The sequence below is a fragment of the Agrobacterium sp. 22-226-1 genome, assembly GCF_053522345.1.
The window spans coordinates 374,708-387,076 of record NZ_JBNWCP010000004.1; the positions used below are offsets into that span (position 1 = coordinate 374,708).

Here is a 12,369-nt window from a genome sequence, read left to right on the forward strand (position 1 = left end):
GGTCCCGGAACATCCGGTTGTGAAGATTCGTTGGTTGTGCCGCGATATTAGTCTTAGGATAAGCGGATTGAGCCGGTTGCAAAGCGTGGTGAATGGCCGCATACCGGAATGAACAGGCGGATGAAAAAACGGGGCACAGACGCTGACTATGAAAATTTTCAACTATAAGCGTGTTCCCTACGCGGAAATCCGCGCCTTTTCCGTCCATATGCTCACGGCCTCCGGCTCGTTCCTGGCTTTTCTCGGCGTGGTCGCCGCAGCCGAACACCGTTTCGTCGACATGTTCTGGTGGCTGGGGCTTGCGCTTCTGGTGGATGGCATCGACGGTCCCATCGCCCGCAAGGTCAGGGTGAAGGAAGTGCTGCCCAACTGGTCTGGCGATACGCTCGATAATATCATCGACTATGTTACCTATGTGCTGCTGCCCGCCTTTGCGCTTTATCAGAAGGGCATGATCGGCGAGCCGTTGTCCTTCGTGGCCGCCGGCATGATCGTGGTGTCGAGCGCGATTTATTACGCCGACATGGGCATGAAGACGGACGAATATTTCTTCTCCGGCTTTCCGGTGGTGTGGAACATGGTGGTGTTCACCCTGTTCGTCATGGACGCCAGCGCCACCACGGCGATGATCGTCGTTACCGTTTCGGTGTTTTTGACATTCCTGCCGATCAACTTCCTGCATCCGGTGCGGGTGAAGCGATTGCGGCCGCTCAATCTCGCCGTGGTCTTCATCTGGTGCGCGCTTGGCGGTTATTCGCTGCTGATGCATTTCGAAACCCCGTCCTGGGCCGTGATCGGCTTTGTGGCGAGCGGCATCTATCTTTATTGCATCGGCGGAATATTGCAGTTTTTCCCCTCGCTCGGCGCGAAATAAGAAAAGGGTAAAGCCGTTTATTGTTTGTGCAAATTGCATTTAAGCGGCTTCTTTTTCAGTTGTGCGCAGCAGCAAAACCGTTATCAATAAGTTCTGATCGCGTATCATTGCATACTTTTTGGTGCGGGATTGGGAACAATTACCGCGACCGTTTGAAACGCCTCGAAGAAGGCATGACGGTTGGTGAGAGAGGGAACTCGTGACTGGAACTTTGGCGCCGGAGGCCGTGCCTCTCCTGTCCGTTCGCAAGCTGACCAAGCTGTTCGGCAATTTCGCCGCCTGCAACGGCATCGATCTCGATATTGCGCCGGGCGAAATCCACGCGCTTCTGGGGGAAAACGGCGCGGGCAAATCCACGCTCGTCAAGATGCTGTTCGGCGTTCTCGCACCGACCGAGGGCGATATTATCTGGCAGGGCCAGCCGGTTTCCGTAGGCTCACCCCGCGAGGCCCGCAGGCTCGGCATCGGCATGGTCTTCCAGCATTTCTCGCTGTTCGAGGCGCTGACGGTCGCTGAAAACATCGCCCTGTCGCTCGATCCGAAAATTTCATTGAAGGAAATCGCCGGGCAAGCGGAAACGCTGTCGCGCGCCTACGGTCTGCCGCTCGATCCCAATGCGCATGTGGCCGATCTTTCGGTCGGCGAGCGCCAGCGCATCGAAATCGTCCGCGCTTTGCTACAGAATCCGCGCCTCATCATTCTCGACGAGCCGACCTCGGTGCTGACGCCGCAGGAGGCCGACAAGCTGTTCGAGACGCTGGAGAAGCTGAAGGCCGAAGGCCGTTCCGTGCTTTATATCAGCCATCGTCTCGAAGAGGTGCAGCGCATCTGCGACCGCGCCACCGTTCTGCGTCACGGCAAGGTGACGGGCGCCTGCGATCCGCGCAGGGAAACGCCGGCATCGCTGGCGCGCATGATGGTGGGCAGCGATGTCGCAAGCGTTTCGCGGGCCACGGGCGAGGCGCTGGGTGCGCCGCAGATCGAGGTCATGGGGCTTTCGGTCGCGCCACGCACGCCTTTTGCCGTGGCGCTGAAATCGATTTCCATGACCGTACGCGCCGGCGAGGTGCTGGCGATTGCCGGCGTTGCCGGAAACGGGCAGGGCGAGCTGTTCGATGCGCTTTCGGGCGAATATCCGGTCTATAATAACGATGCGATCCATCTGCGCGGCAAGCCGGTCGGCCGTATTGGCATCAATGGCCGCCGGCTGATGGGCGCGGGTTTTGTGCCGGAAGAGCGCCATGGCCACGCCGCCGTTCCCGGCATGAGCCTTTCCGACAATCTGTTGCTGGCGCGGGCGCGTTCCGACCGCAAGGCGTTTCTGACCGGCGGTTTCCTGCGCATCGTGCGTGGCTCAGTCATTAAGGCGGCGGCGCGGCGTATTTCGGAAACCATGGATGTGCGCAAAAGCGGGGCAGACCCGCTGGCCGGGTCGCTGTCCGGCGGCAACCTGCAGAAATTCATCGTCGGGCGCGAGCTTGATCGCCAGCCTGCCGTGCTGGTGGTCAATCAGCCGACCTGGGGCGTGGATGCGGGAGCGGCGAGCCGCATTCGCCAAGCGCTTGTCGATCTTGCCAAAGCGGGCTCGGCCGTCATCGTCATCAGCCAGGATCTCGATGAAATCTTCGAAGTCGCCACCAATATCGCTGTCATTTCCGACGGCAAGCTGTCAGAGACCCATCCCGTGGAAGACATGACGCTTGAAAAGATCGGCCTGCTGATGGGCGGCATCCACACACATTCGGGAGCCGCCCAGCATGCGCATTGAGCTTGAAAAACGGGCAGGGGTCTCGAGGCTTTTCACGCTGCTTTCGCCGCTTCTGGCGCTCACGCTGACGCTGCTCGTCGGCGCCATCATGTTCGCCATGCTCGGCAAGAACCCGCTCGACGCGCTCTACGCCTTTTTCGTCGAGCCGCTGCTGGAAGTCTGGTCGCTGCACGAGCTGGCGATCAAGGCCGCACCGCTGATCCTGATCGGTGTCGGCCTGTCGATCTGTTATCGCTCCAATAACTGGAACATCGGCGCGGAGGGGCAATTCACCATCGGTGCGATCACCGGTTCCATCCTGCCGGTGCTTTATCCCGACTGGCATTCGCCGCTGCTTTTGCCTTTGATGCTGGTGATGGGTGCCGTGGGCGGCGCGCTTTATGCGGGTATTCCCGCACTTTTGAAGACGAAGTTCAACACCAATGAAATCCTAGTCAGCCTGATGCTGGTCTATGTCGCGCAGCTTTTCCTCGACTGGCTGACGCGCGGCATCTGGCGCGATCCGGGCGGCTACAATTTCCCGCAGACCAAGCCCTTCAACGACAGCGCCGTTCTGCCGGAAATGCTGGCCTCGGGCCGCGCGCATTGGGGTTTCGTTTTCGCCATCATCGCGGCCATCGCGCTGTGGTTCATGATGCGCTACATGCTGAAGGGATTCGAGGTCACCGTGCTCGGCCAATCGGCGCGGGCAGGGCGCTTCGCCGGTTTTTCCTCCAGCCGCATGGTGTGGTTTTCGCTGCTGCTTTCCGGCGCGCTGGCGGGGCTTGCTGGCATATCGGAGGCCTCCGGTTCCATCGGCCATCTCCAGCCCAGCATTTCGCCGGGTTACGGCTTTACCGCCATCATCGTCGCCTTTCTCGGTCGTCTCAATCCGCTCGGCATCATCCTTTCCGGGCTGGTGCTGGCGCTGACCTATCTCGGCGGCGAGGCGGCGCAGCTTTCCATCGGCGTCTCGGACAAGGTGACGCGCGTGTTTCAGGGGTTGATGCTGTTCTTCGTGCTCTCCTGCGATACGCTGATCTTCTATCGCATCAGGGTGGTCTTTTCCGGCAAGGCGCATCGTAAAGAAGGAGCGGCATGATGGATATGCTTCAGGCCATTCTCCTCACCGTCATCACCGCCGCCACGCCGCTCGTCATCGCCGCTTCCGGCGAGCTGGTGACGGAGCGCTCCGGCGTCCTCAACCTCGGCGTCGAGGGCATGATGATCATGGGTGCGGTCTGCGCTTTCGCGGCCGCGCATATGACCGGGTCTCCCTATCTCGGCATTCTGGCCGGCATTGCCTCGGGTGCGGTTTTCTCGCTGCTCTTCGGTTTCCTGACGCTGACGCTCGTTGCCAATCAGGTGGCGACGGGTCTTGCGCTCACCATTCTCGGCCTCGGCGTCTCGGGCATGCTGGGTGAAAGTTTCGTCGGCCTGCCGGGTGTGAAACTGCAGCCCATCGTCTTTCCGCTGCTGTCGGACATTCCCTTCTTCGGTCCGCTGCTGTTCCGGCAGGATTTGATCTTCTACCTCTCCATCGCGCTTGTCGCCGGCATTGGCTGGTTTCTGTTCAAGAGCCGCACGGGCCTCAAAATCCGCGCCATCGGCGACAGTCACGCTTCGGCCCATGCGCTCGGCATCAATGTCATCCGCACCCGTTATCTCGCCGTCATGTTCGGCGGCGCCTGCGCGGGGCTTGCCGGTGCGCAGCTGTCGCTGGTCTATACGCCGCAATGGGTGGAAAACATGTCGGCCGGGCGCGGGTGGATTGCGCTGGCGCTCGTCGTCTTCGCTTCGTGGCGCCCATGGCGGGTGCTGGCGGGCGGTTACCTGTTCGGCGCCGTCACCATCGGCCAATTGCACGCGCAGGCCTTCGGCATCGGGGTGCCGTCGCAATTGCTTTCGGCGTTGCCTTATCTCGCAACTATTGTCGTGCTGGTCATCATCTCGCATAATCGCCGCACGACCTTGATCAATACACCGGCCTCGCTTGGCAAATCCTTCGTGCCGGACAGGTGAAGAAGTCTCAAGTCTCCAAACCAACAGGGGTAAAAATGAAAAAACTGGTCATCGCACTCGCCGCTTCGGTTGCGGCTCTCGGCGGCGTCGTTTCCTCGGCGAAAGCCGCCGACGCCAAGAAGGTCTGCTTCATCTATGTCGGTTCAAAGACCGATGGCGGCTGGACGCAGGCGCATGATATCGGTCGTCAGGAACTGCAGGCGCATTTCGGCGACAAGATCGAAACGCCTTTCCTCGAAAGCGTTCCGGAAGGTCCGGATGCCGAACGCGCCATTGAGCGCATGGCCCGTTCGGGCTGCGAACTGGTGTTCACCACCTCCTTCGGCTTTATGGATGCGACCGTGAAGGTGGCCCAGAAATTCCCCAAGGTGAAGTTCGAACACGCCACCGGCTTCAAGACCGCCGAAAATGTCGCGACCTACAATTCGCGCTTCTATGAAGGCCGCTACATTCAGGGCCAGATCGCCGCGAAGATGTCGCAGAAGGGTCTCGCAGGCTACATCGCGTCCTTCCCGATCCCGGAAGTGGTGATGGGCATCGACGCCTTCGTGCTCGGCGCGCAGTCCGTCAATCCCGACTTCAAGGTGAAGGTCGTCTGGGCCAACACCTGGTTCGACCCCGGCAAGGAAGCCGATGCCGCCAAGGCGCTGATCGACCAGGGCGTCGACATTCTGACCCAGCACACCGACACTACCGCGCCGATGCAGGTTGCGGCAGAACGCGGCATCAAGGCCTTCGGTCAGGCTTCCGACATGATCGCGGCCGGTCCGAAGACGCAGCTTACCGCCATCAAGGACACCTGGGGCGCCTATTACATCAAGCGCACGCAGGCTCTTCTCGATGGCACCTGGAAGTCCGAATCCGTCTGGGACGGCCTGAAGGACGGCATCCTGACCATGGCGCCCTATACCAACATGCCTGATGACGTGAAGAAGATGGCCGAGGACACCGAAGCCAAGATCAAGTCGGGCGAGCTGCACCCCTTCACCGGCCCGGTGAAGAAGCAGGACGGTTCGGAATGGCTGAAGGCGGGTGAAAAGGCCGAGGACGGCGTTCTGCTCGGCCTCAACTTCTACGTCGCCGGCGTGGACGACAAGCTGCCGCAATAACGGGACTTTCCATTCCCGCTGATAACAGGCCGCGCATGAAATTCATGTGCGGCCTTTGTTATTTTCATATGTTTTACGCCGTGGACGAAGTTTGCCTTTGCTTTTCAGGCGACTTGATGTTTTTCACTATATTCTGACTTGAGATATACACGTCTGGCGCGATTTTTAAGATCGCCAACCGAACGGAAGGACATGGCACTTGCAGCGCGGAATGCTCGATGCGGCTATCGGTTTTCGAAAGCTGCGGACAAATCATGCACAGGTCGTTCACAAGCTCGGCCTCGATATCGTGTCCGGCACCTTCAAGACGGGTGATATCCTGCCGGGCGATGCCGAGCTGATGGAGCGGCTGAAAGTATCGCGCACAGTGCTGCGCGAAGCGATGAAGACGCTGACCGCCAAGGGCATGATTTCCCCCAAGGCGCGTATCGGCACCCGGGTGACGGAGCGCGAAAGCTGGAACATGTTCGACAGCGAAGTGCTGCTCTGGCATTTCGAGGCGGGCGTCAGCGACGAATTTCTGCTGCATCTTTACGATATCCGTCAGGCTTTCGAGCCTTATGGCGCGGGGCTTGCCGCCATCAGGGCAAAGGACGCCGATATCGCCAAGCTCGCCGCTTATGCCAACGAGATGGGCAATACGGCCTATTCCAAGGAAAAGCGCGCGCTTGCGGATATGAATTTCCATGTCCTCATCACTGAAATGTCCGGCAATCCGTTCATGCGCACCGTCGGTTCGCTGATAAAGGCGGCTCTGGTGGGCATTTTCCGGATGAGCAACCCGGAAACCGATCCCAATGAGATTTCCGACGTCTCCGCCTCCCACCTGCGGCTCGTGGAGGCGTTTCGCCTGCGCGATGAGGCCGCAGCGCGCCGCGAGATGGAAAGGCTGATCGAAAACGGCCGCCAGCAGGTGCTGGAATTCACCGCCCGCAACCCCCGGCGATAAATCACACCGCGGGAGCGGGATGCGATCCCGTTCCAATCACGTTTGATGAAAATCGGTGCGGAAATTTGGTGCAGATTTGCATGGTTTCTTAAGTGGGCCGCCGTTATAGCAATTCCGGAATGAAATTACCGATGCGCCCGTTCGTTTTGCCGGACGGCGTGAAGTCAAACATATGCCGCCGTCCTGGCCGCGCCGCGGCCGGTGACCGGGTGTTGGAGGTCTTATGGAGCGCAGCTCTCTAGCCGTTATTCTCGCAGCGGGCGACAGCACGCGCATGAAATCGTCGAAATCCAAGGTGCTGCATCCGGTCGCCGGGCGTCCGATGATCAGCCATGTGGTTGAGGCGGTGGCTGGATCTGGCGTCGGCACGGTGGCGCTGGTGGTCGGGCGCGATGCCGACAATGTCGCTGCTGCCGCAAGCATGAAGGGTCTTCAGGTCGAAGCTTTCCTGCAGACGGAACGCAAGGGCACCGGCCATGCGGTTCTTGCCGCACGCGCAGCCATCGAACGCGGTTTCGACGATCTCATCGTTGCCTATGGCGATGTACCGCTCATCACGTCTGCAACGCTCGACCGGGCGCGTGAGGCGATTGCCGCCGGCGCGGATGTTGCCGTCATCGGTTTCCATACCGACCGCCCGACCGGTTACGGCCGGCTTCTGGTCAAGGATGGAGAACTTGTCGCTATCCGCGAGGAGAAGGACGCGACCGATGCGGAGCGTAAGGTCACCTGGTGCAATAGCGGATTGATGGCCATCAACGGCCGCAACGCGCTGGACCTGCTCGACCGGATCGGCAACAGCAATGTGAAAGGCGAATATTATCTGACCGATGTGGTCGAAATCGCCCGTTCCCTCGGCCGCCGCGCCGTCGCCATCGATGCGCCCGAAACGGAACTGGTCGGCTGCAACAACCGCGCCGAACTGGCCTTTATCGAGAAGCTCTGGCAGGAACGCCGTCGCCACGAACTGATGGTGGATGGCGTTTCGATGATTGCGCCCGAAACCGTCTTCCTCTCCTATGACACCAAGATCGGTCAGGACGTTTTGATCGAACCGAATGTCGTCATCGGTCCCGGCGTCACCATCGAGCCGGGCGCCATCATCCATGCGTTTTCGCATCTGGAAGGGGCGCATGTCGCCGAAGGCGCAGCCGTCGGCCCCTATGCGCGGCTGCGTCCGGGCGCGAACCTGCACGCTAACGCCAAGGTGGGCAATTTCTGCGAGGTCAAGAAGGCGGAGATCGGTGAGGGCGCCAAGGTCAACCATCTGACCTATATCGGCGATGCATTCATCGGCGCTGGCAGCAATATCGGTGCGGGCACCATCACCTGCAATTACGACGGCTACAACAAGGCTGAGACGCACATTGGCGCCAACAGCTTCATTGGCTCGAACTCGTCGCTGGTTGCACCTGTCACCATTGGCGAAGGTGCCTATATCGCTTCCGGCAGCGTCATTACTGATGACGTGCCTGAAGATGCGCTGGCTTTCGGGCGCGCACGGCAGGAGGTGAAACCCGGTCGCGCGACGGTGGTGCGCGAGCGGGCAAAAGCACTGAAGGAAGCGATTAAAAAGAAGTCCTGACGGACGTTACCAAACGATACCGAAAGTGACCGGCGCCATAATTGCGGATTGTTCGGGAACGGTTAGTAGTTTCGGCGAAGAGATCGCCGTCTGGAGAAATATATGTGCGGAATTGTCGGAATTGTCGGAACCCAGCCCGTTGCTGAACGGCTTGTCGATGCGCTGAAGCGTCTCGAATATCGTGGCTACGATTCAGCCGGAGTTGCAACGATCGACAATGGCGCGATGGACCGTCGCCGGGCGGAAGGAAAGCTGTTCAATCTGGAGAAAAGGCTTTCGGAAGAGCCACTGCCGGGCGTGGTCGGCATCGCTCACACCCGCTGGGCGACCCATGGCGTTCCGAACGAAACCAATGCCCATCCGCATTTCGTCGACGGCGTCGCCGTCGTCCATAATGGCATCATCGAAAACTTCGCGGAACTACGTGAAGAACTGACCGCCGGAGGCGCGAGCTTCACCACCCAGACCGATACCGAAGTGGTGGCGCAGCTTCTGGCGAAATATACCCGCGAGGGTCTCGGCCATCGCGAGGCGATGCTGAAGATGCTGAACCGCGTGACGGGCGCCTATGCGCTGGTGGTGATGTTCAAGGACGATCCCGGCACGCTTCTCTCGGCGCGCTCCGGCCCGCCGCTTGCCGTTGGTTACGGTCGGGGCGAAATGTTCCTTGGTTCCGACGCCATCGCGCTGTCACCCTTCACCAACGAGATCACCTATCTGGTGGATGGCGACTGCGCCATCGTGACCCGGCAGGGTGCGGAAATCATCGATTTCTCCGGCAAGTCGGTGAAGCGCGAGCGTCAGATTTCGCAGGCGACCGCCTATGTGGTCGACAAGGGCAACCATCGCCACTTCATGGAAAAGGAAATCTACGAGCAGCCGGAAGTCATTTCCCATGCGCTCAGCCATTACGTGGATTTTGCCTCGAAAACCGTGAAGCGGGCCGACACGGCCATCGATTTCGCCAAGCTTTCCGGTCTTGCCATTTCCGCCTGCGGCACCGCCTATCTGTCCGGCCTGATCGGCAAATACTGGTTCGAGCGTTATGCCCGTCTGCCGGTGGAAATCGATGTCGCCTCGGAATTCCGTTACCGCGAAATCCCGCTCGTTCCCACGCAGGCTGCGCTGTTCATTTCGCAATCCGGCGAAACCGCCGATACGCTGGCGGCCCTGCGTTATTGCCAGCAGGAAGGGCTGAAGATCGGCGCGGTGGTCAACACGCGTGAATCCACCATGGCGCGCGAATCCGATGCGATCTTCCCGATCCTTGCCGGTCCGGAAATCGGCGTCGCCTCCACCAAGGCCTTCACCTGCCAGCTTGCCGTGCTCGCTTCGCTTGCCGTTGCCGCCGGAAAAGCGCGCGGTACGGTCACGCTCCAGCAGGAAACCGAACTGGTTCGCCATCTCACCGAGATGCCGCGTATCATGAGCAAGGTTCTCAACAGCATCCAGCCGCAGATCGAAGCGCTGTCGCGCGATCTGTCGCGTTTCAAGGATGTGCTTTATCTCGGCCGCGGCACCAGCTTCCCGCTGGCGCTGGAAGGCGCGCTGAAGCTCAAGGAAATCTCCTATATCCACGCCGAGGGTTATGCCGCCGGCGAGCTGAAGCATGGGCCTATCGCGCTGATCGACGAGAACATGCCGGTCATCGTCATCGCGCCGCATGATCGTTTCTTCGAAAAGACCGTTTCGAACATGCAGGAGGTCGCCGCGCGCGGCGGCCGCATCATCTTCATCACCGATGAGAAGGGGGCTGCCGCTTCCAGGCTCGACACCATGGCGACGATCACGCTGCCCAATGTCGACGAGCTTATTGCGCCGATGGTCTTCTCGCTGCCGATCCAGCTGCTCGCCTATCACACCGCCGTCTTCATGGGCACGGATGTGGACCAGCCGCGCAATCTGGCGAAATCGGTGACCGTCGAATGATCCTCAGGCCGGAGCGGCAGGGCGATGAAGAGGCGATCGGAGCGCTGACGGAAGCGGCGTTCCGGGATATGCCATTTAGCGACCAGACCGAACACCTGATCGTCGGCAGACTGCGCAATGCGGATGCGCTCACCGTTTCTCTGGTGGCGGAGGATGGCGGGCAGATCGTCGGTCATATCGCTTTTTCGCCGGTCACCATCTCGGATTCGGAAGGCCGCTGGTTTGCTCTCGGCCCGATTTCGGTCTTTCCGGAGAGGCAAGGTCAAGGCATTGGATCGCGCCTCGTGCATGAGGGGCTTTCAACGCTGGACCGGCTCGAAGCGGCCGGATGCATTCTGGCGGGTAGTCCTGCCTATTACGGCCGATTTGGATTTGAGCGTTTCGACGGCCTGCACAGCAAAGGCATTCCTGACAAATATTTGTTGGCCCTGCGCTTGCATGGTGGAACTCCATCCGGCATTGTCGGTTTTCATCCGGGTTTCGATGGCGACAACGCTTAATTCCGAACGGTAAATGACCGATATTCCAGTCAAAATTTCATTCGCAGCCCGCCTGCGCAATAGTTTCCTCACGGGCGTTCTGATCCTCGCGCCCGTCACCATCACCATGTGGCTGGTGTGGAGCTTCCTGCAATGGGCCGATAGCTGGGTGAAGCCCTATATTCCGGCCCGTTACGATCCCGAGCAATATTTCGATGTGGCTATTCCTGGTTTTGGCCTGCTGATCGCCGTCATCGGCATCACCCTCATCGGCTTTCTCGGTAATAACCTCATCGGCAAATGGATTTTCGGCGTTGGCGAATCCATCCTCAACCGCATGCCGCTGGTGCGGCCGATCTACAAGAGCATCAAGCAGCTGTTCGAATCCGTCCTCAAGGAGCATTCGAACTCCTTCAAGAAGGTCGGCCTGATCGAATTTCCGTCATCCGGCACCTGGGCGATGGTGTTCGTCGCCTCCGAGGCCAAGGGCGAGCTTGCCCATCGTTTCAATGAAATGGGCCAGCAGATGGTCGCCGTCTTCCTGCCGCCGACACCGGTGCCGACGGCTGGCTTCCTGCTGTTCGTGCCGAAAGACAAGATCGTCATGCTGGACATGACGCCGGAGGATGCAGCGAAACTGCTGATATCCGGCGGTCTGGTGGCCCCGGATTTCAAGCCGCCGAAGATGATCGCGCCGGTTTGAGCTAGATAACGCCGAGAATGTCCGTCTGAGAAAAGTCGTTGCCGACATAAAGCAAAGGGCAACCCTCGGTTTTCGCCAACTCGTAGGCAAAGCAGTCGCCGAAATTCAGTCCGGCGGGATGAATGCCCTTGCCCCAGATGCGGTAAGCTTCGGAAACGCCACGCGCCGATTTGGGGGTAACTGGTCTGATTTCGGCGCTCAGACCTTCGATCAGCATCTCCAGTTCCCGGCTGCGGTCGCGCCGCTGCGCCACGATCACGGCCTCCGCAAGCGTACCGGCGGAAATGAGCAGAGGTTCATCCGTTTCGAGAGCTGCGGCGCAGGCATCCGCTTTGGGTTCATCAAGCAGGATCGCCATCAGAGCCGACGTATCGATAACGATCATTTCGGAAGGCCGTGCTCGTCATAGAGAAAATCCTGACTATGCGCGGCATCCGGTCCATCATCGGCTTTGTTGACGACAGTCGCGCGCACTTTTTCGAGCGCGGCCCTGCGGGATGTTTTATCCGCCACGGCAGTGACCGGAACCAGCCGCACGGCGGCGTGGCCATGACGGGTGAGAATGACCTCATCACCGGCTTCGGCGCGGCGCACCAGTTCGGTAAGCTGACTTTTTGCATCCGTCACGGATATCTGCACGGCTAACCTCGGGCGTTAAAGTTAGTATTATATTAGTCCATTCAATGGACCATATCAATCCTCGTCGTCCAGATCCTCCACTTCCGTGCCAGTGCTCGTGGCGTGGAACACGGGAACGAAAAGCCGCATATAGACAAGGCGCACGCTCCAGCCCTGTTCCAGTGCCTCCGCCCAAGCCTTTTTGCGACCGGGCTTTTTGAAAGCCTTGCCAATCGCCTTTTTCGCGCTCTTCGCAAATGTCTCGGGTTGCAGGATGTTCTGCGGCGAGCACAGCGCGTATCCCTTGCGGAAGGCGGGTGGCGGGCGGCGCGGGTCGATCATGTTCATGGGCGT

The 12,369-nt window shown here is 59.8% G+C and carries 13 protein-coding genes; 10 read left to right on the top strand and 3 right to left on the bottom strand.

All coding sequences use genetic code 11. The features are described 5' to 3' along the window. The first annotated feature begins 148 nt into the window (after window positions 1-148). From pcsA to ACQZ5K_RS09970, 10 genes are all read left to right on the top strand, one after another. On the top strand, window positions 149-874 hold the full coding sequence (pcsA, locus tag ACQZ5K_RS09925; RefSeq protein ID WP_448740252.1) for a phosphatidylcholine synthase: 726 nt from the start codon (window positions 149-151) through the stop codon (window positions 872-874). Window positions 875-1,085: 211 nt separating this feature from the next. Next, on the top strand, window positions 1,086-2,642 hold the full coding sequence (locus ACQZ5K_RS09930) for an ABC transporter ATP-binding protein (RefSeq protein ID WP_448740277.1): 1,557 nt from the start codon (window positions 1,086-1,088) through the stop codon (window positions 2,640-2,642). Continuing rightward, window positions 2,632-3,723 carry an ABC transporter permease gene (locus ACQZ5K_RS09935; RefSeq protein ID WP_448740253.1) on the top strand — a complete coding sequence of 364 codons (1,092 nt, stop codon included), beginning with the start codon at window positions 2,632-2,634 and terminating at the stop codon, window positions 3,721-3,723. The genes ACQZ5K_RS09930 and ACQZ5K_RS09935 overlap by 11 nt, the downstream gene beginning before the upstream one ends. Next, on the top strand, window positions 3,723-4,643 hold the full coding sequence (locus ACQZ5K_RS09940; RefSeq protein ID WP_003523440.1) for an ABC transporter permease: 921 nt from the start codon (window positions 3,723-3,725) through the stop codon (window positions 4,641-4,643). The genes ACQZ5K_RS09935 and ACQZ5K_RS09940 overlap by 1 nt, the downstream gene beginning before the upstream one ends. A 35-nt stretch (window positions 4,644-4,678) precedes the next feature. Beyond that, the gene (locus ACQZ5K_RS09945; RefSeq protein WP_448740254.1) at window positions 4,679-5,752 is read left to right on the top strand and encodes a BMP family ABC transporter substrate-binding protein; all 1,074 of its coding nucleotides are present in this window, start codon (window positions 4,679-4,681) and stop codon (window positions 5,750-5,752) included. Between the two features lie 211 nt (window positions 5,753-5,963). Continuing rightward, the gene (locus ACQZ5K_RS09950; RefSeq protein WP_059760295.1) at window positions 5,964-6,701 is read left to right on the top strand and encodes a FadR/GntR family transcriptional regulator; all 738 of its coding nucleotides are present in this window, start codon (window positions 5,964-5,966) and stop codon (window positions 6,699-6,701) included. Window positions 6,702-6,924: 223 nt separating this feature from the next. Beyond that, window positions 6,925-8,286, top strand: coding sequence for a bifunctional UDP-N-acetylglucosamine diphosphorylase/glucosamine-1-phosphate N-acetyltransferase GlmU (gene glmU / locus ACQZ5K_RS09955; RefSeq protein WP_448740255.1), 1,362 nt, complete (start codon window positions 6,925-6,927; stop codon window positions 8,284-8,286). 102 nt (window positions 8,287-8,388) lie between these two features. Continuing rightward, window positions 8,389-10,215 (top strand): glutamine--fructose-6-phosphate transaminase (isomerizing), encoded by a 1,827-nt coding sequence (glmS, locus tag ACQZ5K_RS09960; RefSeq protein WP_448740256.1) that lies wholly within the window; start codon window positions 8,389-8,391, stop codon window positions 10,213-10,215. Further along, entirely contained in the window at window positions 10,212-10,715 is a 504-nt protein-coding gene (locus ACQZ5K_RS09965) for a GNAT family N-acetyltransferase (protein ID WP_448740257.1), read from the top strand. Before glmS ends, ACQZ5K_RS09965 begins: the two co-directional genes overlap by 4 nt. Window positions 10,716-10,728: 13 nt before the next feature. Then, window positions 10,729-11,397 carry a DUF502 domain-containing protein gene (locus ACQZ5K_RS09970; RefSeq protein ID WP_059760288.1) on the top strand — a complete coding sequence of 223 codons (669 nt, stop codon included), beginning with the start codon at window positions 10,729-10,731 and terminating at the stop codon, window positions 11,395-11,397. 1 nt (window position 11,398) lies between these two features. Here the strand turns inward: ACQZ5K_RS09970 and ACQZ5K_RS09975 are convergent, their stop codons facing one another. From ACQZ5K_RS09975 to ACQZ5K_RS09985, 3 genes are read right to left on the bottom strand one after another with little or no spacing between them, the layout of a single operon-like run. Next, window positions 11,399-11,782, bottom strand: coding sequence for a type II toxin-antitoxin system VapC family toxin (locus tag ACQZ5K_RS09975; RefSeq protein ID WP_448740258.1), 384 nt, complete (start codon window positions 11,780-11,782; stop codon window positions 11,399-11,401). After that, window positions 11,779-12,036, bottom strand: coding sequence for a type II toxin-antitoxin system Phd/YefM family antitoxin (locus ACQZ5K_RS09980; RefSeq protein WP_196378649.1), 258 nt, complete (start codon window positions 12,034-12,036; stop codon window positions 11,779-11,781). Before ACQZ5K_RS09980 ends, ACQZ5K_RS09975 begins: the two co-directional genes overlap by 4 nt. A 54-nt stretch (window positions 12,037-12,090) precedes the next feature. Further along, complete coding sequence (locus ACQZ5K_RS09985) at window positions 12,091-12,363, bottom strand: hypothetical protein (protein ID WP_448740259.1); 273 nt, start codon at window positions 12,361-12,363, stop codon at window positions 12,091-12,093. Window positions 12,364-12,369: the final 6 nt, after the last annotated feature.

What these genes read in the sequence shown, in the direction of transcription:
- pcsA (WP_448740252.1), top strand. Translation starts at nt 149, where the DNA reads ATGAAAATTTTCAACTATAAGCGTGTTCCCTACGCGGAAATCCGCGCC.
- ACQZ5K_RS09935 (WP_448740253.1), top strand. Translation starts at nt 2,632, where the DNA reads ATGCGCATTGAGCTTGAAAAACGGGCAGGGGTCTCGAGGCTTTTCACG.
- ACQZ5K_RS09940 (WP_003523440.1), top strand. Translation starts at nt 3,723, where the DNA reads ATGGATATGCTTCAGGCCATTCTCCTCACCGTCATCACCGCCGCCACG.
- ACQZ5K_RS09945 (WP_448740254.1), top strand. Translation starts at nt 4,679, where the DNA reads ATGAAAAAACTGGTCATCGCACTCGCCGCTTCGGTTGCGGCTCTCGGC.
- ACQZ5K_RS09950 (WP_059760295.1), top strand. Translation starts at nt 5,964, where the DNA reads ATGCTCGATGCGGCTATCGGTTTTCGAAAGCTGCGGACAAATCATGCA.
- glmU (WP_448740255.1), top strand. Translation starts at nt 6,925, where the DNA reads ATGGAGCGCAGCTCTCTAGCCGTTATTCTCGCAGCGGGCGACAGCACG.
- glmS (WP_448740256.1), top strand. Translation starts at nt 8,389, where the DNA reads ATGTGCGGAATTGTCGGAATTGTCGGAACCCAGCCCGTTGCTGAACGG.
- ACQZ5K_RS09965 (WP_448740257.1), top strand. Translation starts at nt 10,212, where the DNA reads ATGATCCTCAGGCCGGAGCGGCAGGGCGATGAAGAGGCGATCGGAGCG.
- ACQZ5K_RS09970 (WP_059760288.1), top strand. Translation starts at nt 10,729, where the DNA reads ATGACCGATATTCCAGTCAAAATTTCATTCGCAGCCCGCCTGCGCAAT.
- ACQZ5K_RS09975 (WP_448740258.1), bottom strand. Translation starts at nt 11,782, where the DNA reads ATGATCGTTATCGATACGTCGGCTCTGATGGCGATCCTGCTTGATGAA.
- ACQZ5K_RS09985 (WP_448740259.1), bottom strand. Translation starts at nt 12,363, where the DNA reads ATGAACATGATCGACCCGCGCCGCCCGCCACCCGCCTTCCGCAAGGGA.